Origin of the sequence: Thermogutta terrifontis, assembly GCF_002277955.1 — a bacterium.
Lineage (GTDB): Bacteria > Planctomycetota > Planctomycetia > Pirellulales > Thermoguttaceae > Thermogutta > Thermogutta terrifontis.
This window is the reverse complement of the sequence record NZ_CP018477.1, coordinates 3,801,441-3,821,475: the sequence shown is the minus strand read 5'-3', so window position 1 is coordinate 3,821,475 and position 20,035 is coordinate 3,801,441. Positions and strand designations below refer to the sequence as shown.

Sequence of the window (20,035 nt, the reverse complement as noted above, 5' to 3'; positions counted from 1 at the left end):
TCACGGGTGATGCGTATCAAGGAAGCAGGCACGACATGGCGCACAAGAAAGGCCAAGGATCAAGCCGTAACGGGCGGGATTCAAACCCCCAATACCGCGGGGTGAAATTTTTCGGGGGACAGTTCGTCAAAGCCGGGACGATCCTGGTGCGACAACTTGGTACCAAGTTTCATCCCGGCAATAATGTGGGGGTTGGGCGCGACTATACGCTCTACGCCCTAGTAGATGGGTACGTCAAGTTTGACCGTGGCGGCCGCCGGGTCAACGTCGTGACCGCGTTGAACTGACCGGTCGATTGGCCTTGGCCTCGGGTTTGAGGCAAAAATAAGCAAGCCAGGTAAAAGGCGGCCTTATTGCGCTGTGCCCACCTGTCATTCAGATTCCCAAGTGTACCCCCGGGACCGCATTGTGGTCCCTTTTTTGTGCGCCCACGTTTGAAGATACAGATCAGTCTGGTCGGAATCTCCACTTGGGCGTTGCTCTCTTCTCGAAGAATGACAAGCCGGAACAATGTTTGTGGATGAAGTGGAAATTTTCGTAAAAGGAGGTCGCGGAGGAGACGGCTGCGTCAGCTTCCGCCGGGAAAAATATGTCCCGAAAGGGGGGCCCGATGGAGGTGACGGCGGGGACGGGGGAAGCGTCATTCTGGTTGCCCAGGAGGGCGTCGATAGTCTGGCAGCGCTGGCTCATCGGAAACATTGGATCGCCGAAGACGGCGAGCGCGGGGGACCGGCTCTGTGCCACGGGCGCTCGGGTAACGACCTGATCCTCACTGTTCCGCCCGGCACACTGGTTTTTGACAAGACCCACAATCTGCTTTTGAAAGACCTTTCTCGGCCGGGAGATCGCGTGGTGGTGGCCCGGGGCGGAAAAGGCGGCAAAGGAAACGCGGCTTTCAAATCCCCCACCAACCGTGCACCGCGCGAGGCTACCCCGGGAACTGAAGGCGAAGCCCGCCATTTGCGACTGGAGCTGCGTCTGATTGCTGACGTGGGATTGGTCGGCAAGCCAAATGCCGGCAAAAGCACTTTGCTGAGCCGGATGACGCGGGCCAGGCCCAAAGTCGCCAATTATCCGTTCACCACCAAGCATCCGCACTTGGGACGCGTCGTGCTCGACATGGAGCGGAGCTTCGTCATGGCGGATATCCCCGGGCTGATCGAGGGAGCCCATCGGGGTGCCGGGTTGGGCCACGAGTTTCTTCGCCACATTCAGCGCTCAGGAATTCTTGTTCACTTGGTGGAGCCGGAACCCTATGACGGCACCGACCCTATCACAACTTACCGCAATATTCGGTTTGAACTGGAAAAATTCGACCCTGGGCTCATTACCAGACCGGAAATCGTCGTTGTGACGAAGGCCGATCTGCCAAGCGCGGAGCGTGTGCGGCAGGAGCTCCAGAACATCCTGCAAAAACCCGTGCTCAAAATCTCAGCGGTGACCGGCGAAAACCTCAACGTTTTGGCGGAAACGATTTGGCAAACTTTAACGGATCAGCGGTCCGCACAGTCCGCCACTTTTCCCAAGATCCCCATCGGTTAGGCAGGCGCTTGCACAAGCATCTCAGCATCAATCATAATTCTCATAAGTTTACACCGAGTTGTTGTGGCACCTGAGTGGGGATTGCACCATCGATGGATCGACACTACTTCTTTGCCGTGGATATCGGCAATACCCGAATCAAGTGTGGTCGCTTTCCGTGGCAGCCATCATCTGCCCGGTTGCCCGTTCCTGAGCAGGTTATTTCCATCCTACCAGCAACGGGGCAGTGGAGCGCTCTCGAAGAGGGCCTGAAGTCGGTCCCCGAGCAACCAGGTACGATCACCTGGTGGATTGCCAGCGTTAACCGCTCAGCGACCACCGAGCTCGTAGAATTTTTGCGTCTCCGTCGCGCGTCCGAAAAGGTATTTCTCCTCACCTCTCAGGAGATTCCGATCCCTGTGTCGCTTCCCCATCCCGATCGGGTGGGAATCGACCGACTCGCGGCGGCGGTGGCGGCAGAGGCTTTGCGCCGACCTGGGTATCCCGCGATTGTTGTGGACGTGGGCACGGCGATTACGGTGGACGTGCTCAGCCCGCAAGGCAGTTTCGAGGGCGGCGCCATCGCCTGCGGACCGGGCATTGCCGCGCGAGCCCTCTATGAATTTACAGACCTGCTTCCGCAGATCGATACCCTCTGGACCTCACCTCCGCCGCCGATTGGCCGAAACACCCAAGAGGCCATGGCTGCGGGAGTGTTCTGGGGTATGGTGGGCACCGTTCGCGAGCTGATTTCCCGGCAAGCCAGTAACTTTTCTGATCAGCCGGATGTGTTCGTGACCGGCGGGGGCGGGGCACTCCTGGCCAGCCTGCTGGGCGGTTCGGCCCAATACGTGGAGCACCTGACCCTTTCAGGGATCGCGCTGACAGTCTACCACTACCTGGCACACCACACTCAACGCGACGACTCCTGACCGCCGGAGAGCACTTTGCGATATTCCTGAAAAGCCCGGGGCAGGTAATCGATCAAATCCGAAGCGATCATAGCCTCTTCCGAGAGCTCCGCTGCCGCCAGATCCCCCGCCAGACCGTGAAGGTACACAGCAAGTTGGGCAGCCGCGAACGGCTCCAGCCCCTGCGCCCCCAAGGCCGCAATTAACCCCGTGAGAACATCTCCTGAACCGCCGGTGGCCATGCCCGGGTTGCCGGTTGTGTTGACGTAGCAGCGCGTTCCATCCGTAACCAGCGTGGGGTGCCCCTTGTAAACCAGAACCACCCCCCAGTTGGCCGCTTGTTGTCGGGCGAGCTGCCAGCGTTCCTCAATAGGTCGGCGCGTATCTCCGGAGGGTCCGACCAGCCGACGGAATTCTCCCGGATGGGGCGTCAACACCCGCGGACCGCCCGGCCGTGGTAGTTGGCCGTTTTCCCGGGCAAGGGCATTCAGACCATCCGCATCCAGCACAAGCGGTTTGCTCAGTTCCGAATACACGCGGGTCACAAGCCGGGAAAGTCCGAGGGACCGTCCCAGTCCCGGTCCCAACGCAATCCAGTCCGCCTCAGCGGCAGCCTCCATAACCCCCTCGCAAGCCCGCAGCGAGATCCGCCCGTGCTTGTCTGCTTCAAGCGGTATTGTGGTGTATGAGCGCTCGTAGGAGGCAACAATCGCGAGCACCGGTGCCGGCGTTGCAACTCTTACGAGGCCCGCGCCTCCGCGTAGAGCCGCCAAACCAGCAAGCCCTGCCGCCCCCGACATTCCCAAACTGCCACCTACAATAAGGACCGTCCCAAACCGGCCTTTATGGGCATCCCGAGGTCGCACCGGGAGCACGGGTAAGGGGAGATTCTCGCCAAAGCCTTTTTCGTTCATTTTTCCGCAGACTTCAACAAAGCGCGCCGCCGCGCACTGTTCTTAGCGATCAACCCTGCCACATAGCCACCTTTGAAACCCGCGTCGATGTTCACCACCACCACATTTGCGGCACAACTATTGAGCATACTCAACAAGGCCGAGACGCCTCCAAAGCTGGCGCCATATCCAACGCTGGTGGGTACGCCAATCACCGGACAGGACACGAAGCCCCCAACCACACTGGGAAGTGCTCCCTCCATTCCCGCCACAACCACCACGGCGTCAGCATCCTCAAGGAGATGAAGATTGGCCCGCAGCCGGTGAGGCCCTGCGACTCCCACGTCCTGGACCAGACGAACTTCGGCACCTGTCCAGAGAGCTGTTTCCCGCGCTTCCTCGGCCACGGGTAGATCGCTGGTTCCGGCAGTAACCACGGTTACAATTCCTCGGGGCTCGGCGTCGGTTGGCGGCTCCTGTTTCGGAATGCGGAAAGTACCTGCCACCGCGTTATACCGGCCAGCAGGAAATTCCCGAAGCAGGACCTCGGCCTTTTCTGGCGAAATCCGCGTTGCGAAAACATCCACGCCGTTTTCGAGAAGGGCGTGAAAAATCTTTCGCAACGCCTCCACTGTTTTGCCCTGTCCGTATACCACTTCGGGGAAACCGCATCTACGCTGCCGATCCAAATCAACCTGGGCCTCACCAACATCGGCAATTCCCCACTTTTGGCATGCCTCGACGAAACGATCGACATCGAGCTGACCGCTCTTCAATTGCTCGGCGAGGTGACGCAGCTCGTTAACAGGAAGCATCATCTGCACTCACTCCTGACGCATCAAACGGAAGGACCCGACCCTGGTCCCGACTTCATCTGTTCGCCTCGGCTCGTCTTCGCCCGAACGGTACTACCTCAACAGGCCCCGGAAGAAAGCCTGATCACCCTGGATACTCCCGCTGCTCGGAGCCTGGTGAATTGTATCAGGTGCGTCACCCCAGGACGACGAATCTTTGTGGGTAACAGGTGCGCCGGAGGATCGGCCGGTGAGGACATGCGGGCAGTGATCACTTCTGGGACGCAAGGTCGTAACTGGTCAACGGTGGTTGATAGTAGCCCATCGCCGCCATTGCCACATCCAATCGGTAGAGTGGATCCTGGAACAGACTTGGGCGTCTGTCCACAGCCGGAATAGTCGTCACATAGATTCTGATTTCGCCCGGTATTGTTGTGATAATCTCTTCTCGCCAGTCGCCCACCAGATCCACTGTGGCGACGTAACTTCCTTCCAGTCGCGGCTCAAGTTCCTGAGACGGATAGTACTTCCGGATGCGAGACCCAATGATGAGTTCTCGATAGGGGTCGGCGTCCCAATATGCCACCCAGGGGCCGAATCCAGCCAGGTTTTCCTCGCTGATCACCTTGCCCTGAGCACTCCACAGCTTCGCCCAGGCGAAGTCCTTGTTCGGGTCGGTGTCGGCACTGTAGCACTCCGCCCCCGGATAGCGGGGATCAATGTCGCTGCACATCCCGTGACTGTGAACGTGGCGTGTCGGACCATCGTATCCCCATAGAATCTCGCCCGTCTTTGCATCCACCATGCACATGCCATTTTTCTGCTGGCGGGTTTCTATTCCATAGTAAATTTCCATTCCGGGGCGTTCGGGATTCAGATCGCCGACGTACGCGTGGTCAGGATGGCCAAGCCCTGTGCTCCATAACGGTTTTCCGTCGTCATCCAGCACGAGTGATCCCAAGATGATTTCGTCCCTGCCATCCCCATCGACATCGGCGGCTTGCGTGCAGTGGGCTCCCTGTCCTTGGAACTTTCTTTCCAGTCCTCGATTATCCCATCGCCAGATTTCCGAAAGTTGCCCCTTTTCATACCGATATGCGATCGCCACCATGACGTTGTATGTACCGCGCAGGACAATAAGCGCTGGTCTTTTGCCATCGAGGTACGCCACCGCCAGTTGATTGCGCGAAGCATAGTTGTAGCTGGGGAACATCTCCCGGGGCGGCCAGGCAACACGGGTGACGGGTTTTCCTGTCGCTCCGTCGAGAATGGTCAGATACTCCGGCCCACCCTGCACGCGGCCATCGGGACCCCGTGGGTCTCCCTCGCCTGTTTTCACGGCCACTTCGGCCTTTCCATCGCCATCCAGGTCGTACACGATATAGGGCGAGTACCAGATCCCCTGTTCAATGGCCCAGCCAAGATCATATCGCCACAACATCTTGCCAGCCAAAGTGTAGGCCTCCAGTTTGTAAGTGCCGGGACTTGGCTTCCAGTAAGCTTCGTAGGGATCGATGTTCTGATTTGGTTGTTTGATGACAACATCCAGACTGCCGTCTCCATCCAAATCAGCGATTCCAACCTTTTGGAACGTGTAATTGCCGTCGAGCTTGATGGACAAGTAAGGCCGGGCTTTTTCCCCAACCGTCAAGGACGAGGAACTTTCTTCCCGCCTCTCCTGCCCCTGTTTTACAGCCCGCAAAATATAGCGATAAGTCCCCGCTGCGACGCCGTCATCCACAAAGTCACACGTCCGGATGATGGGTTCCTTATTGAGCCGAACGACCGCTGCACCCTCCTGATTCTGACGATAGAGATTGAAAGCGATGTCGTGCGGGTCCTCGCGGAGCAAACGCCAGGTAAGATAAACAGCACGGGGCCCGGCCTGCACGGCGACAAATCCTCGGTCCAGCTTCTCCATTTGGCGCTCGCCATGGGCGGGTCCAGCACCTGTGACAAGAACAAAAGCGCCTAACGCGATATTCCACCAGCGCACAATGACCTGGCGACGGCCACCTGAGCATCGCGAAGCTGCCATGGTTAGTCCTCCGCAGAAAGTGACCAATTCGGACCTTCAGTCTCCGCACCGTGGGTGCGTGGACGCAAGTTTTTTCGTAATATAATCGGTTGGAAGTCAACTCGCCATCGTCTGATCGGAGTCCCAGCCATGTCGCAACTCGATCCTCGGATCGCGGTCTACCCCGGGTCTTTCGACCCCATCACTCTTGGACACCTCAATGTGATGGAACGAGCCAGCCGGTTGTTCGACCGGCTCATCGTGGGTATCGGGGTGAATATCCATAAATTTCCCATGTTTGATGCTAGAGAACGCGAAGAGCTTATACGGCAATCCACGCCCCATTTGACCAACATCGAGATTCGCACGTTCCGCGGTTTGGCTGTCAATTTTGTTCGCGAGTGTGGCGCGAAAATCATGATCCGGGGAGTCCGTCCCATCACCGATATAGCCGCAGAAATCACCATGATGATGGCCAACCGCCGCCTCGCCCCGGATGTGGAAACACTTTTCATGATTGCCGACGGCGAACTCGCCCATGTTTCCAGCTCTCTTATCAAGGAAATTGCCCCGATTGCCTCCGATGAGGAACTTTCCCGTTTTCTGCCGCCGCCGGTTGTCACGGCCCTGCGGGCCAAATTGGCAGCCTCTGCCCGCACGCCGCGGTGAGGAAATTCGCCAGTCCCCACCGCGCTTGGCTTCGCGGCTCGTGCTCATCCCGGCCCAAGGAATCTTTTCTTGGTGGGCCACGTTTGATGTGGGTTTCGATAGACCAGCCGAAATGGTGAAAATCTTTGCCGAAGGATACAAATCACCAGGTTGACAGCCACGATCGGCCGACGACAATACAAGGCGGCAGGCAGGTTTCTGTGCTGCTATAACGTCGGCCCCAAAATACGAGAAGGCAGAACAGCTGTAGCACCCCTTTTGGGAAGGCTTAAAGTTTTTCTTTCACTAAATGTTCGTCTAACTCACATGTGGAGGTTGCTCGCAATGTCAGACCACGTCTCAAAGTCGTCACGGCGTGAATTTCTCAAAACCACAGGCCAACTGGCTGCGGCCACGGCCGTCAGTGCCGCAATTGTGCCCCACGTCCATGCTGCGGAGGATAACACCATTCGGATCGCACTCATCGGGTGTGGCGGCCGTGGTACTGGTGCAGCGGCGAATGCCATGTCGGTCAAGCGAGTCCCGATTAAGCTCGTCGCCATGGCGGATGTTTTCCAGGACCGTCTCAATTCAAGTTACGAAAACCTCAAGAAGCAATTCGGGGACCAGGTGGACGTTCCGGATGATCGCAAATTCATCGGATTTGACGCCTACCGAAAGGCCATGGATTGCCTGCGCCCCGGCGATGTGGCCATCTTCGCCACGCCCCCTGCATTCCGCTGGGTGCACTTTACCTACGCGATCGAGAAGAACCTCCATGTTTTCATGGAAAAGCCGGTGACTGTCGACGGTCCAACCAGCAAGCGCATGTTAGAGCTGGCTAAGAAGTCCGTGGAGAAAAACCTCAAAGTCGGCGTGGGATTGATGTCCCGCCACAGTCGCGCTCTGCAAGAACTATACAAACGTCTTCAGGATGGTGCCATCGGCGACATTATCTTCGAGCGGGGCTACCGCATGCACGGCCCGATCGGATATTTCGCCTCCACGCCCAAGCCCGAGGGCATCAGCGAATTGCTTTACCAGGTGAGACGATTCCACAGTTTCCTCTGGGCCAGCGGTGGTTGCTACAGTGATTTCTACATCCACATTATCGATCACCTTGCCTGGATGAAAAACGATTGGCCCGTCAAAGCCATGGGGCTGGGTGGCCGACATTACAAGACGAGCCCTGAGGGTGTACCCTACATCGATCAGAACTTTGACGTCTACGCTGTGGAGTACACCTACGCGGATGGAACAAAATTCTGCTTCGATGGCCGCTGCATGGCGGGAGCGGACAACGTCTACTACAGCTATATCCACGGGTCCAAAGGCTCGGCGCTCGTGTCCGCCAACGGAGACTGCGGCCTGCCCTCCCGCATCTTTAAGGGACAGTCGCCCGATATGTCCGTTTTGGAGTGGGAATCCAAAGTTCCACCAGAAGAACGCGACCCCTATCAGAACGAATGGAACGCCCTCATCGACGCCATCCTCGATGACAAGCCCCATAACGAAGCCGAACGCGGCGTGAAAGCGAGTCTTGTCACGTCGATGGGTCGAATGTCTGCCCACACCGGTCGCGAAATTACCTACGAAGAAATGCTCAACTGTCCGCATGAGATGGCGCCGGGCCTTGACCAATTGACGATGGATTCGCCGGCCCCCCTCCAATTGGGTCCCGACGGACGCTATCCAGTCCCGATGCCGGGACTCAAAACAGATCGCGAATATTGATCCCGTGATACGACCGAACTTACCAAGCGGCTAGTATCCCAAAGCCCCGGGACAAGTCAGATTCATTCACCATCGAACAAGGGTGACGGTGACTTTTTCTGTACACCGTCACCCTTGCTGCTGGTTAACTCTCGTGTCTGCAAGCCTAACGCGGTACCCGGTCGAGGTCCGGTCGCTGTCACGGCCAGGTTGTCTCTTGCCCGTTACGAGAGCCCAGACTGCGATAAAGTTGATGATCCACTGTTTCGCTCAAGAATCTTACAGAGCCGTCGACGAAGCCGAACATCGCTCCGCCAGGATGGTAGCTTCCACATCCCAGTTCCATCACCATGCCCGGTAGCGTCGAGTCTTTCCAGCCATTGACAGGCACCAAGGTAGAAGCGAGCGCTTCGGAGTATTCTGTCCCACCGATTCCACCGGGCAACCACGTCGCGGTGTGAGGCAAGCCAATCTGCCAGTAATCCATTGACTGCCCGTCTTTCTGGAAATCCGGATTGGTGTGCATTTCGCCGAAAAGCACGGTGTGGCTGGTTCCATCCGTCACGTCTGCCATCCGAATTGCACTGTTTCCATACAGCATGCCATCTAGATCGATTTGCTCCAACGCGACTCGCGGATAGCCAGCAGGTACGGTGCTCAGATCATCCGATGCCGCCGAGGACGAAGCAATTCCGTTGTAGCTATTGGGCACCCGCTGGGGGATATCGTGATCCACATGCTCCGGGAGCGGCAAGCTGGGACATCGAAAAACTGGAATCACTGTCTGACACGCTTTCGTGTTGGCCGATCCTGAGTCCCAGTTCCCTGGACCCGACTCCTGAAAAATGAGCGTGCGATACAGTGCCTCCTGCTCAATGTAGGGCAACAACATCGCGTGCCAGGATTGCTCCAGGGTGCTGAATCCAAAAGGAAATGCCCCGATCTGATCGTGATAGTGGTGCATGCCCAGCGTCAATTGTTTGAGATTATTGCCACACTGGGCCCGCCTGGCCGCCTCTCGGGCACTTTGAACTGCTGGCAGAAGCAGTGCCGTGAGGAGCGCCACAATCGTCAGCACAACAAGAAGTTCCACCAGCGTGAAGCCCACTTTCATGCTTTCAGTCCTGGAAACTTGTTTCGCCGCATAGCTCGTCAATGTCGAGTTTTGTCGGTGCATAATACCTTACGAATACCGGTCGAACAAGCACGCACCACCCTTGTCAAGCATGGCGGCGCTCGATAATTTGAAACACAGTGTTGACCACGTCCTTGCCGACGGCTTTCCTACCGCCACACAGCAACAACAGGGACCTACCGTGCAATGAGTGGCGTGATTGCGGCGAGTCTTCGGCCAGCCGCGATGCTCAGTCGGGAAAGCAATCACCATCGCGCACGATTTGTGGCGGGACGGACGGGATGGGCCATTTCGAGCACGGCGGCCTGGCAGCGGCGGTTATCAGGCGGGGGCGTCAGCATGGGATTTCCAAAAAACCGCTCGGTGTGGCGTCTGGGAACGCGTTGTTTACCCGGCACACACCCGTTGGCCATCAAGGAAAAGGAAGAGACGGAAGCACCAATTCGCCCGAGAAAACACAGCGCAAATCGCGTTTCGCACAGCCTCAAACGTAGTGTCGGAGCGTTATCGCGTAGAATTACTGAAGGCTCCAGGATTCGAGAGGCAAAGCGCCCGTAGCTCAAGGGATAGAGCAGCGGATTTCTAATCCGCCGGTTGGGGGTTCGAATCCCTCCGGGCGTGCTGACACAGTAAGCCAGAAAACCCCGTGAAATCCATCACTTACGTGGGAAATCACGGGGTTTTCGTTTTCCACTGTGGAGAGGCGCCGGCCGGATTCGAACCGGCGAATGGCGGATTTGCAATCCGCTGTACGATTACGTAAGTGACGTTAGGAACGCAATGTACGATGCCCCATCGGCGTGGTTGCACTTATGGTTGCACCGCTTTTTCAGCGGGGATGGTGACTCTCACCTAACGTGTTTGCATGTTAGGTTTCGCATCCAAGACCTACCGACACACTTGCCCTGGTTCCCACTAACCACCTAACGTAAGCCGACTGGCTAACCCTTTGGCGATGGCGGGGGGTAGGGGGTGAAAAATCTAGCGACGTGCCGCCAAACCGCAGCGGCAGCCGCGCGCACGCAAATTCAGCCTATAGGGGGGTCCCCAATATGATGTGTGGGTTAATGGAATATCTCCAGTATGTTGACGTCCCGAAAACGGCGCGGAAAATACAGAAGGGATATGGGCGGGCTAGGGAACCATGGCCCGAACCCCCGCCGCCACACGGGCTGCCCGCCCACTTTGTTGCGTTGTGGTGTCTCATGTCACGTGGGGTGGCGCACGTGTCCGAAGTGGTGTCCGAGGCTGTTTGTTATCTCGTCGGGCTTCTGGAAGATGCCGCTGAGACGCTACGGGCTTATGGCATCACGCCCTGGACGATCCGGCGGATGGGCAAGACCTGGTCGCTCTCGTTGCAACCGCCGGGCCCTCTGACAGGTCTTGTATCCAGAGCTGAGGATGCTGAGTGGAGTCCTATCGGCGGTTACGTTGGCTTGTACACGCAAGTGTCGCCACCCGTGTTGGACGCCATCAAATGCACGCTGTTGGACTGGCAGGCATGGTTAAAAGCCAACGGGGAAATCGCGGTTGCACAGGAATTTGACGGCTATGCCGCGCGGATTCTGGGGATCGTCACTCAACTTGAAGCCGACGCTGGTAAGAAAGTTGGATCACGACCCGGAAATCTGGCCGCGGTCACGGGCGACGCGACGGCGGAACCCGACGCTATGCGACTCATGCGCATTTACGCCCCCGATAAAGGCAAAGAGTGCATGCGGCAGTTGGCGGACATCATCAACGACTCAACCTTAAACGTAGATGACAAGCTGCGGAAGCTTAACGCTATCTTACCAATTCCGATAAGCGCTTCCTTACGCTCGTTAGCACAGGCGTTGGGGGTCTCGGCGTCGGCGATTCGCAAGACACGATGGTGGAAAGAACATCGCACCCACCAGAAGGAAGTGGAAATTGAAGAGCGTCGCTGCCGGCTGGTAGCACGGGGCGAACATTACGACCGCGACGACTAACCTCTTCACGAAGCACCTTCTCTCCCAACTGTTACCGAGTGCGCGGTGCGCGCGCGGTGCGCACATTCTGAAATAACCGAAATCGTATCTTCTTATCCCACCGCAACTTACGCGTTTTCATTTTCGATCTGGTGCGCGCTTTTGGTGCGCGCCGGGGGACTTTCTTATAGAGGTGTGCAACATCACTTGTTCAAAGGGAGTTAGTCCATGAATGAACACAGCGCGTTTATGTCCCCCACAGAGCTGGCACGATGTCTTGGCATCTCCCGGCGGACGCTGTTCCGGCTGGTCAGCGCCGGCCGGTTGCCGGAGCCAGTGCGGTTGACGAAACGCACCGTCCGATGGGAATGGGCAGCCGTCCAGCAGTGGCTTTCCGCCAAAGACAATCGCCGAAAACGGCAGGGAGGGGGCAATGGCTGAGCGACAGGTTACGCTTCGCCGTACACCGCCAAAACCGCGGGGTAATCAACGCATCCCGGTGTTAGTGGTAGCGTGGCCGCCGGTTCGCGAGAACGGCCCTTGGACTCTGGAGGTGCGGGCACCCCGGGAGGTCGTCACCGCCCGGATTGTCGTTCCGCCCATCGCATTCCTTGACGATCCGCAAGCGGAGCTACTAGGGGAGGATTTCATCGCGCAGCAGATTCCCAAGACCATGCGCGATTTATTGCTTCCCGGGGCGGTTCTCGCATCAGAAAACCTCCGCCCGGTTAGACCGAGTGAGTTTATAGACGCTGAGGACTACGCAACCTTAATACGGAGCCTAGTAAATGCCTGATCACGATTCAGCAACACTAAGTGCCACAGCAAGCAACGGCGAAATTGTGGTAACACTCAAAGGCGGTCCTCTTCCCAAACCGATCACCCATTCTGTTCCAGCAAAGGATCGCAAAGCTTGGCGGGAGCTGGCCGAGCGTTTCTACCAGGAATTTGGCATCGCTCGGGGGGACACGTTGAACGTGATCCAGGAAGCGGTTAATGAAGCGAAGACCAAAGAGCGAGACTCCCGGCCAGCGGAGGCCCCGGTAACCAAGCCCGCAAGTGCGCCGGTGGAAACACCACCGGAACGGTTACCCACCGCTACACAATCAGAATTGGACGGCGACGCATTACCGCCAGCCCCCACGTGGCAACCCTACCCCGTCGATACCCTACCCCGCCCGCTGTCCGACTTCGTGAAGCTGGCAGCGGAAAGCATGTGCGCTGATCCATCCTTCGTGGCCCTACCCCTCTTGACCGCTTGCGGAGCTGCCATTGGCCTGACGCGGATGCTTGAAGCCAAAGGTGGCGACGCTGAAAACTGGCGCGTTCCGCCCATTCTTTGGACGGCCTTCATGTGCAAATCCGGTTCACTGAAGAGCCCGTCCTTAAATTTCGCCCTCCAGTGGTTGCACGCCCGAGAAAAGACCTGGTCAAAGGAATACAAGGCACAACGGCAACAGTACAAGGTGAACCTGTTGGCCTATGAAAAGGCACTGGCCGAGTGGAAGAGAGCGAAAGATTCCGGCGAACCACCAGAGGAACCCAAGGAACCGATGGCGCGGCGCATTCTCGTCAAAGATACCACCGTGGAGGCGATCGCGCCGATCTTACAAGCCAACCCACGTGGCCTTCTGCTGGCCCGTGACGAGTTGGCCGGATGGATCGCCAGTTTCGATCGGTACACTAACACCCGAGGCGGGGATGCCCCCTTTTGGCTGTCGTGTTACAACGCAACACCCCACATCGTAGACCGCCGAACAAGGGAAACAATCTACGTCCCTTACTCGGCGGTGTCGATTACCGGCGGTATTCAGCCCGGCACATTGCAACGCGTGTTTACGTTGGCCTTACGTGAGAACGGACTTTTGGCCCGTTTCCTTTTAACGTGGCCCCCGCAACGGCTGAGGATATGGAACGAACAAACAGTGCCAGAAAGTGTACGAGCGGACGTCGGTCGTGTATTCGACCGGTTACTTAACCTCGACTTTGACTATGACCCCGACGGCGAACCATGCCCGAAGATTGTGAGGCTTGGCCCACAAGCGAAAGCCGCTTATGAGTGCTTTTACAACCAACACAACCAAGAGTTGATCGACTTAACCGGTGATTTGGCCGCGGCATTCTCAAAACTGGAAGAAATTCCGCTCCGGCTGGGATTGATTCTTCATCTTGTGCGCTGGGCGGCGGGTGAGAGCGTGAATCCCAACGTCATTGATGCGGAATCCATGGCCCGGGCGATCACGCTGACCGAATGGCACAAGGCCGAGACTGCCCGGATTTATGACATCCTGGCGCGTGGAGCTGAGGGGAACCAGCAGGAAGAGCTGGTCGAGTGGATTGCCAGGCATGGCGGCAAAGTGACGGTGCGGGACCTAACGCATGGGCTTTGGCGATTCCGCGGAAAGCGACTGGAAGCTGAAGAGGCACTCAATGAACTGGTCAAGGCCGGCTTAGGTCACTGGGAAGAGCCACCCGCTGGCCAAAGGGGGGGTAGGCCTAAAAGCGTGTTTATACTCCATCACCACATCACCACATCACCAAAACCTTCCAAAACCCGGCTTTTACGAGGTTGTGGTGATGGTGATGTTGGTGATGCGCCGAAAAACGGGGTTGATCAGCAGGACGCTTTGAATCCTATACCCCCCGAAAGTGGCGGGACGAATTCCGGGCACTCTGGACAGCCCCAACATCCCGTGGTGGATATCGACGAACTGAATCGCCGACTGGCGGAAGCGGCTGAAGAGGACGCTGAAGTTTGGCTGGATTATTGATTGGGAGGGCGCATGAGTGTTAGACGACATCAAGCCCTGGACCCTGTCCCGGTGATCAAAACGGAAAGCCCCCCGTACTTCCTTCACTGGCTGAATCGTCCTGGTGTTAAGGTGGTATGGGAAAACGGCAAACTTCGGCTTGGCGTGAAGCCCGGGGCGTTAACGGCGGAGGAAGTGGCCATCCTGCTGGGCCACAAAGAGGAAGTGGGCGGTTGGCTGTTACTTCACAAACTCTGGGACGCGGGATATTCCATCCGGTTGCAACCAAGCGAATACGGCCCGGGATACGTTCTCATGCCAACGGGGACGCCGGCGCAGCCCGTGGACTTCCCGGCTCTCTTCGAACTCTACGACACTTTCCACGACTCCGCGGTTGCCCTGCTACTGGACGCCTGCCGGTTGCTCAAGATCGATCCCGTGGATTGGCCCAAGGCCGCGGAGCGATTCGTTAGGGAAGCGATCCAGTACGCTCATGACGGAGAGTTGACGCCATGAGAATATCCGCACGGACAGAGACTTCCCCGCTCACGTTCAAAGATTTCCAGGAAGCGGTGAGCTGGCTACTCCGGGGCGGCTACCGGCTCCGGCTCCGCCCGGATGGCGTGGTGGAAGTGTGGCATTCACTCCCCGGTGAAAGGCCGGTCACTCAAGAGGTTCTGGACGCCCTAACGCCCTTCTACCGGGAATTCAAGCGCCGGCTGACGAAGCCCCGCGGTTGGCCGAAAGGCGTTGAATTGCCGCCCTGGTGGGCAGATATGGCCCTCGGTTTCAAGATCACCCGGGCAAGAGCGTCAGAGTGCCCGGGGTGCGGCTTTCTGGTTGCGGTTCTGGTGGATTTTCACTTCTGGAATGAGTGGCGTTGCCCGCAATGCGGAAGGATGGCGGAACCGTCGGTGGCTAACGTCACGGCCCGCGGCTAATGGGTGGAAACGTTGGGACGCATTGCAATAGGCATCCGGCTTCTGTAGGATAAGGCAGACTCTTGGGGGCGGGATAGGGGACGCCCGACAAGCCGCTGTACCCCCGGCTTCCCGCCCCGTTTTTCTGTCGGGGTATGGTTTTCTGTGAAGGGGTACCGGTATGGCGTTCATCTTCAAAAAGACGGTAACCCGTTGGCTCCACCAAGGGGAACGGGTGACGGCGGCGGAAGCCCGGCGACTCATCAAACAAGGGAAGCCCGTCGAAAAGGTGAAAGAGCAATCCCGCAAGTGGTACATCCGGTTGCGGCTTCCCAACGGGCAAGTGAAGGAATTCCCCGGCTACACGGACAAAAAGGCAACCCTAGCCTATGCGGCGGAGCTGGAGCGGGACGCGGAGCGACTGGCAGCCGGGGTGATCCACCCGACAGACAAGTTTCTTCGGGAATCGGTGGAAAACCACCTAGCCGACTTCCAGCGTGACTTGCAGGCCCGGGGGCGGACGGCCAAACATATCACGCTGACACTCTCCCGCATCCGCAAAGTGTTTTCGGTGGCTAACGTCGAAACTCTCGGTGATATTCGCCCGCAAGCTATCCGGGACGCCATTCTTTCCCTGGACGTTAGCACCGAAACCCGCAACCACCATCTTGTTGCGTGCAAGATGTTTTCCCGGTGGTTGTGGAAACACTCCAAGCTGCCCGATGATCCACTGGCTGGACTCTCCCGCTGGAACGCTGAAGTGGATAGGCGGGTGAAACGAAGGGCACTGTCCACCGATGAATTGCGCCGGCTGATGGAAGCCGCCGAGAGAAGCCCGCGGATTTTCCGGGGACTAACGGGGCGGGACAGGGCGGCCCTGTATCTGTTGGCCAGTTACTCCGGATTCCGGGCATCGGAGCTGGCTAGTTTGACGCGGGGGGCGTTAGCCCTGGATAGCAACCCTCCGACGGTTACCGTGGAGGCGGCTTACGCCAAAAACAAGCGACAGGATACGATCCCGCTTCCTGCTAACGTTGCGGAATATCTTCGGGACTGGCTGAGAACTCGGGCAACGATTCCCGCCCCGGCTACCCGACTCTGGCCCGGGACGTGGTACGTGAAGGCGGCCAAGATGATTGCCCTGGACTTAGAGGAAGCGGGCATCCCGGTGGAAACTGAAAGTGGACGGCTGGACTTCCATTCTCTCCGCGGTACCTATGCCACACTGTTAGCCCGGGTGGGCGTGAATCTTCAAACAGCCCAAGCGTTGATGCGGCACAGTGACCCGAAGCTAACGGCCAAGACCTACACCAAGTTGGGCATCACCGATCTTGGGGAAACTGTCCGTCGGCTAGACGTAGCCCTGCCCACCCGTAGTGGCGATAACCAAAAGGACAGTGTCCAGGGGAACACGTAGGCCGGTGCTTTTCTGAAACCCCGCGATAGACGCTAGTCATCCCATGCAATCTGGTGATGTTCACAAGGACAGTGAACGCATGGGCGGTGTACAAAGGGGGAGTTTTTGGTTGCACTTATGGTTGCACTTCTTGGTTACTCTACGTGGTTTTTTCTGTCTCTAACTGACATGCACAGTTTTTCTGCCAGAACATTGTGGCGAAATCAAAAACCCCGTGAAATCCGTCACTTACGCGGGAAATCACGGGGTTTTCGTTTTCCGCTGTGGAGAGGCGCCGGCCGGATTCGAACCGGCGAATGGCGGATTTGCAATCCGCTGCCTTAGCCGCTTGGCTACGGCGCCACTTGCTTTTTTGGCTATTATATGGTCTCAAGTTTCGGACGCCTAGACCTGTCCGCTCAAAAATGTGTTAACCGCGAATAAAAATTTCCCCTGGCGGATTGGCTCATTTCACTGACTTTTTCAACAACGGCGAGTTCGCCTGTTTTTGTAGCGGTCGCGGTTTCGTATTTCGTACCCACCAATTGCGTGGCGTGGCATCACGGGCCGATAATCAATTGCGGTGCCCCAAGCGTCGCGGAAGCCGACCGGCAGGGAAACCGGCCGAGAATTCCAGCCAGGTTCCCAGAAGATTCTCTAAAAAATGGTGATTAATTGCAGTATTGCAGTAGAGTGGAAAATCCGATGAACAGCCAACCGCAACGTGTCCACTGCGTGGTTGCGAATACGCAATGCGTTTGGAATACCGGGTGGGGGCGGATTTCCTTCACTGCGAGCCAACCGGAACAGGGGTTTCTCGTTGTTTTTCAAAAACCGGGCGGTGAAGGCTCCGGGGAACAAATTGGCCGAAGCGTTATTTGTCGCATTCTCCGCAAATCACAAGGGAGGCTCGAGCCAAGGTTTGTGCTGGAAGAGTTTTTCCCCACCACAGACGGCCGATGCTTGGTGCGATTTCGACATGCGACAAAGGAGTTTTTTCATCTCTCCCTTGTCGTGACCGTGTCTCGGGAAACAACGTCTGCTTCTGATTCGAGTTGCGATCGTGGCGATGTTCCGCCAACATCCCAGATCGCAGTCCTGGAGGCCGTTCTTCTGATGCGTACGGAAGTTGGGGAAACGCAACCCGATGTGGTCCTGCTCGACGAAATTGATGTTCTCTCGACTGAAATTCTAGGGCAAATCCGCGTGTGTTCCGAGGATTTGAAAAATTCCGCAATTCCTTTTGTCCCGAGCAGACTTGCGCTTGGCGGGAATCAACACGAGCTTGCATTCGATGTTGCAGCGTGGCGGCTGCCGGGCAGCGCGTGGTTGTTGGGTTGGGTCCACCCTCTGGACGGCTCGCCGGTACATCCGCGGGAGCTTTCCGAGTGGCAGATCATCCCGCCCGTGCAGACTGTTGCGGGAAATATGCCGGTAATTCGTGGGTACGAGATTTTGCCGGGAGGGATTGAAAAAGGAGTGACTTTTGCCGCAAGGTGTATTTACATGCTGGGGGAAGGCGCGATCCCTCAAGAGGCTGTGATGGGGCGACTGCGGCAATTCTTGGTGTCCCAGCCGCCGCTGTCAGAAGGGTAGTGTGGCAGGATGGTGTTTTTTCGGATATGGTATAGGGCTTCAGGGTCTCAGGATTTTTCCAGATTTTGAAGACAACTCTGTCATTCCCGTCGAAGGCACTTCGCCACAGAGTGGTTTGCCGTCATGCGACGGCCGGGAGAAATCAGTAAGCCAAGTGTCGCCCCAATAACGCATTCCTGCACTTTTGACTGAGTGTTTTACACGAAGCAGTGTGGGAGATAGGACAGACAACTCCGGGCCAAAGCTCGATCAGGTTGACGCTCAGAACACTTGAAATTGGTGAATGAGGTGAGGAATGGAGCACAAGTTCTTGGATGATGATTTTCTTCTGGAAAACAAGACGGCGGAACGACTCTACCATGAGGTTGCGCGTGACCTGCCGATCATCGATTATCACTCGCATTTACCCCCTGATCTTATTGCGCAGGATTATCGCTTTCCGAATTTGACCGCGGTTTGGCTTCGGGGTGACCATTACAAGTGGCGAGCGATGCGTGCCAACGGGGTCGACGAGTATTTTTGCACGGGAAACGCCAGCGATTACGAGGTCTTCATGAAGTGGGCGGAAACTGTACCCCGGTTGCTCCGCAACCCCCTTTATCATTGGACGCATATGGAGTTAAAGCGTCCTTTCGGAATTACGGATCGGCTGCTTTGCCCTGAGACAGCGGCCGAAATCTGGGAAATATGCAACGCGAAATTAGCCCAGCCGGAATTCTCTTGTCGCGGGCTTTTGAAGCAATTCAATGTGGTTGTGGTGTGCACCACTGACGACCCCACTGATGATCTTCGGTACCATAGGCAGGTCGCTCAGGATGGTGAGTTTCACGTGCGCGTTCTGCCCACGTTTCGGCCGGATCGAGCGCTTATGGTGGAGGACCCAGACCGGTTCCATCACTGGATTGACAAACTCAGCGAGGTTTCGGGGGTGGAGGTGAAGGACTTCTCCACGCTCATCGAGGCTTTGCGGAAACGGCACGACTACTTCCATCAGCACGGTTGTCGTGTGTCGGACCACGGAATTGAGCAGTTTTACTGCGAAGAAACCACGGAGGGGGATTTAAATCAGATTTTCCGGCAGGTTTACAACGGACGCTCGGTTTCCCAAAACGAGCGGAACAAATTCAAAGCCGCAGTGCTTTACGAGTGCGCCCTCATGGACTATGAGAAAGGCTGGGTACAACAGTTCCACGTCGGGGCCCTGCGCAACAACAATACGAGAATGTTTCAATTGGTCGGGCCAGACACAGGATTTGATGCAATCGCCGACGGAAATGTGGCCCGGTGTATGGTGAGATTTTTCGACCGCCTGGAGATGGAAGGGAAGTTGACTAAGACGATCGTGTACAATCTCAATCCAGCCGTCAACGAGGTGGTGGCAAGCATCCTCGCGTGTTTTCAGGACGGGCGAATCCCCGGAAAAATGCAGTACGGGGCTGCGTGGTGGTTCCTCGATCAGCGGGACGGCATTCTCAAGCAATTGGAGACACTTTCCAATTTTGGCTTGCTCAGTCGGTTTGTCGGCATGTTGACGGACAGTCGATCTTTTCTGTCCTTTGTGCGGCATGAATACTTCCGAAGGATCCTTTGCAATCTCCTGGGCAGCGAGATGGAACGTGGGCTGCTCCCGAATGATTTTGATATGATCGCAGAACTGGTTCGCGACGTTTGCTACCGCAACGCGGTCCAGTACTTCAACTTTCCGGGGGTCACTGGGTCGAAATAGTGGGTTTTTCCCGGGATAAATTGCGGTAACGATGTGAGTATTGCGTCTTTGAAACGTCTATGTTGA

The 20,035-nt window shown here is 57.0% G+C and carries 18 protein-coding genes and 3 tRNA genes; 15 read left to right on the top strand and 6 right to left on the bottom strand.

Going from position 1 to position 20,035, the window contains the following annotated elements:
• The first annotated feature begins 35 nt into the window (after nucleotides 1-35).
• From rpmA to THTE_RS14200, 3 genes are all read left to right on the top strand, one after another.
• Nucleotides 36-287, top strand: a complete 252-nt coding sequence (gene rpmA, locus THTE_RS14210) for a 50S ribosomal protein L27 (RefSeq protein ID WP_095416047.1) — start codon at nucleotides 36-38, stop codon at nucleotides 285-287.
• A gap of 223 nt (nucleotides 288-510) precedes the next feature.
• Complete coding sequence (gene obgE, locus THTE_RS14205; RefSeq protein ID WP_095416046.1) at nucleotides 511-1,542, top strand: GTPase ObgE; 1,032 nt, start codon at nucleotides 511-513, stop codon at nucleotides 1,540-1,542.
• 92 nt (nucleotides 1,543-1,634) lie between these two features.
• Entirely contained in the window at nucleotides 1,635-2,453 is an 819-nt protein-coding gene (locus THTE_RS14200) for a type III pantothenate kinase (protein WP_095416045.1), read from the top strand.
• Here the strand turns inward: THTE_RS14200 and THTE_RS14195 are convergent.
• From THTE_RS14195 to THTE_RS14185, 3 genes are all read right to left on the bottom strand, one after another.
• On the bottom strand, nucleotides 2,435-3,346 hold the full coding sequence (locus THTE_RS14195) for an NAD(P)H-hydrate dehydratase (protein WP_095416044.1): 912 nt from the start codon (nucleotides 3,344-3,346) through the stop codon (nucleotides 2,435-2,437). The two genes, THTE_RS14200 and THTE_RS14195, sit on opposite strands and share 19 nt — an antisense overlap.
• Nucleotides 3,343-4,143, bottom strand: a complete 801-nt coding sequence (gene larB, locus THTE_RS14190; RefSeq protein ID WP_237260153.1) for a nickel pincer cofactor biosynthesis protein LarB — start codon at nucleotides 4,141-4,143, stop codon at nucleotides 3,343-3,345. The genes THTE_RS14195 and larB overlap by 4 nt, the downstream gene beginning before the upstream one ends.
• A 247-nt stretch (nucleotides 4,144-4,390) precedes the next feature.
• Entirely contained in the window at nucleotides 4,391-6,157 is a 1,767-nt protein-coding gene (locus tag THTE_RS14185) for a rhamnogalacturonan lyase family protein (protein ID WP_095416043.1), read from the bottom strand.
• Between the two features lie 129 nt (nucleotides 6,158-6,286).
• Here THTE_RS14185 and coaD point away from each other — a divergent pair, with 129 nt between their 5' ends.
• Nucleotides 6,287-6,805 (top strand): pantetheine-phosphate adenylyltransferase, encoded by a 519-nt coding sequence (coaD, locus tag THTE_RS14180; protein ID WP_095416042.1) that lies wholly within the window; start codon nucleotides 6,287-6,289, stop codon nucleotides 6,803-6,805.
• A 324-nt stretch (nucleotides 6,806-7,129) separates the two neighbouring features.
• Nucleotides 7,130-8,518, top strand: a complete 1,389-nt coding sequence (locus tag THTE_RS14175; RefSeq protein ID WP_095416041.1) for a Gfo/Idh/MocA family protein — start codon at nucleotides 7,130-7,132, stop codon at nucleotides 8,516-8,518.
• A gap of 178 nt (nucleotides 8,519-8,696) precedes the next feature.
• Here the strand turns inward: THTE_RS14175 and THTE_RS14170 are convergent, their stop codons facing one another.
• The gene (locus THTE_RS14170) at nucleotides 8,697-9,611 is read right to left on the bottom strand and encodes a DUF1559 domain-containing protein (protein WP_095416040.1); all 915 of its coding nucleotides are present in this window, start codon (nucleotides 9,609-9,611) and stop codon (nucleotides 8,697-8,699) included.
• A gap of 569 nt (nucleotides 9,612-10,180) precedes the next feature.
• On the opposite strand from THTE_RS14170, the gene THTE_RS14160 reads away from it, so the two are divergent.
• Nucleotides 10,181-10,253, top strand: a tRNA-Arg gene (locus tag THTE_RS14160).
• A gap of 75 nt (nucleotides 10,254-10,328) precedes the next feature.
• Here the strand turns inward: THTE_RS14160 and THTE_RS18060 are convergent.
• Nucleotides 10,329-10,426: transfer RNA gene (locus THTE_RS18060), tRNA-Cys, on the bottom strand.
• 432 nt (nucleotides 10,427-10,858) lie between these two features.
• On the opposite strand from THTE_RS18060, the gene THTE_RS14155 reads away from it, so the two are divergent.
• The 7 genes from THTE_RS14155 to THTE_RS14125 all read left to right on the top strand — a co-directional run bounded on the left by THTE_RS14155 (nucleotide 10,859) and on the right by THTE_RS14125 (nucleotide 16,668).
• The gene (locus THTE_RS14155; RefSeq protein ID WP_157732119.1) at nucleotides 10,859-11,602 is read left to right on the top strand and encodes a hypothetical protein; all 744 of its coding nucleotides are present in this window, start codon (nucleotides 10,859-10,861) and stop codon (nucleotides 11,600-11,602) included.
• A gap of 207 nt (nucleotides 11,603-11,809) precedes the next feature.
• Nucleotides 11,810-12,022, top strand: a complete 213-nt coding sequence (locus tag THTE_RS14150) for a helix-turn-helix transcriptional regulator (protein WP_095416037.1) — start codon at nucleotides 11,810-11,812, stop codon at nucleotides 12,020-12,022.
• Nucleotides 12,015-12,377: a hypothetical protein gene (locus THTE_RS14145; protein ID WP_095416036.1), complete on the top strand. Its 363-nt coding sequence runs from the start codon at nucleotides 12,015-12,017 to the stop codon at nucleotides 12,375-12,377. Before THTE_RS14150 ends, THTE_RS14145 begins: the two co-directional genes overlap by 8 nt.
• Complete coding sequence (locus tag THTE_RS14140; protein WP_095416035.1) at nucleotides 12,370-14,352, top strand: YfjI family protein; 1,983 nt, start codon at nucleotides 12,370-12,372, stop codon at nucleotides 14,350-14,352. Before THTE_RS14145 ends, THTE_RS14140 begins: the two co-directional genes overlap by 8 nt.
• A gap of 12 nt (nucleotides 14,353-14,364) precedes the next feature.
• The gene (locus THTE_RS14135) at nucleotides 14,365-14,847 is read left to right on the top strand and encodes a hypothetical protein (protein ID WP_095416034.1); all 483 of its coding nucleotides are present in this window, start codon (nucleotides 14,365-14,367) and stop codon (nucleotides 14,845-14,847) included.
• Entirely contained in the window at nucleotides 14,844-15,272 is a 429-nt protein-coding gene (locus THTE_RS14130; RefSeq protein WP_095416033.1) for a hypothetical protein, read from the top strand. Before THTE_RS14135 ends, THTE_RS14130 begins: the two co-directional genes overlap by 4 nt.
• 160 nt (nucleotides 15,273-15,432) lie before the next feature.
• Complete coding sequence (locus THTE_RS14125) at nucleotides 15,433-16,668, top strand: tyrosine-type recombinase/integrase (protein ID WP_095416032.1); 1,236 nt, start codon at nucleotides 15,433-15,435, stop codon at nucleotides 16,666-16,668.
• A gap of 269 nt (nucleotides 16,669-16,937) precedes the next feature.
• On the opposite strand, the gene THTE_RS14120 is transcribed toward THTE_RS14125, so the two are convergent.
• Nucleotides 16,938-17,010, bottom strand: a tRNA-Cys gene (locus THTE_RS14120).
• Nucleotides 17,011-17,352: 342 nt separating this feature from the next.
• On the opposite strand from THTE_RS14120, the gene THTE_RS14115 reads away from it, so the two are divergent.
• Both THTE_RS14115 and uxaC read left to right on the top strand, forming a co-directional pair.
• Nucleotides 17,353-18,243 (top strand): hypothetical protein, encoded by an 891-nt coding sequence (locus THTE_RS14115; protein ID WP_095416031.1) that lies wholly within the window; start codon nucleotides 17,353-17,355, stop codon nucleotides 18,241-18,243.
• Between the two features lie 295 nt (nucleotides 18,244-18,538).
• On the top strand, nucleotides 18,539-19,969 hold the full coding sequence (gene uxaC, locus THTE_RS14110) for a glucuronate isomerase (protein ID WP_095416030.1): 1,431 nt from the start codon (nucleotides 18,539-18,541) through the stop codon (nucleotides 19,967-19,969).
• Nucleotides 19,970-20,035 lie beyond the last annotated feature (66 nt).